The sequence below is a fragment of the Psychrobacter sp. BI730 genome, from assembly GCF_013414195.1.
GTDB lineage: Bacteria > Pseudomonadota > Gammaproteobacteria > Pseudomonadales > Moraxellaceae > Psychrobacter.
This window is the reverse complement of sequence record NZ_JAATTV010000037.1, coordinates 1-915: the sequence shown is the minus strand read 5'-3', so window position 1 is coordinate 915 and position 915 is coordinate 1. Positions and strand designations below refer to the sequence as shown.

General features: G+C 42.0%; 2 protein-coding genes. Both read left to right on the top strand.

Annotated elements, in window-relative coordinates; genetic code table 11:
- Window positions 1-65: 65 nt before the first annotated feature.
- Window positions 66-506, top strand: a complete 441-nt coding sequence (locus HCZ91_RS13825) for a transposase family protein (RefSeq protein ID WP_179799796.1) — start codon at window positions 66-68, stop codon at window positions 504-506.
- Between the two features lie 8 nt (window positions 507-514).
- Window positions 515-898, top strand: a complete 384-nt coding sequence (locus HCZ91_RS13820) for a transposase family protein (RefSeq protein ID WP_298970629.1) — start codon at window positions 515-517, stop codon at window positions 896-898.
- The last annotated feature ends 17 nt before the right edge of the window (window positions 899-915 follow it).

Sequence of the window (915 nt, the reverse complement as noted above, 5' to 3'; positions counted from 1 at the left end):
AGACCTCTTGCAAAAGTGGCAGAGGATTTTACAATAACTAATGCACTCACAACTGGCTGGAAACCATGCCAAACATAGATAAGCTACTTGAACAGAATGATGCAGGCTTTAAGCGCTACACAGGCATTCATAAAACTACCTTTTATGAAATGAAAGATGTCCTGCAGCAGCATGAAGCACAAAAGACTAAATCAGGCAGACCGAGTGCCCTTAGCTTAGAAGCGCAAATACTATTAGCGCTTACCTATTGGCGTGAGTACCGAACGCTCTATCACATCAGTACGGACTTTGGCATTCACGAATCGTCTGCCAGTCGTATTATTCGTAGAATAGAAGACATACTGATTCATTCTGGCAGGTTTGAGTTGCCTAAAAAATTGCCTAGTAGAGTCGATGAGGACATTAATTGGTCAGTCGTCATCGTCGATGCGACTGAAACCCCGATTGAGCGTCCAAAAAAAACCAAAGAGACTACTACAGCGGCAAGAAAAAACAACACACCTTAAAAGCACAAGTGATGGTTCACTGGCAAACAGGTTTAATACTAGATGTTCAAACGTCCAAAGGCTCTACTCACGATTTTAAGCTGTATAAAGATACTTGTCCTGACTGGCTTCCTTGTGACACTAAGCTATTAGCGGATAGTGGCTATCAGGGCATTGCAAAGTTACATGAACAAAGCTTTATCCCCTTTAAAAAGCCACGTGGGGGTCAGCTGTTGGATCTTTGCAAACAAGCTAATCACTATCTGGCTAAGTTTCGCATTATGGTTGAACACAAAATAGGCTTAATCAAACGGTTTAAAATGGTCGCTCATAAATATCGCAATCGTCGTCAGCGCTATGATCTTAGAATGAAGCTGTTCGCCGGTCTTGTTAATTTCGAGCTTAGCTTATGACTTTTGCAAGAGGTCTA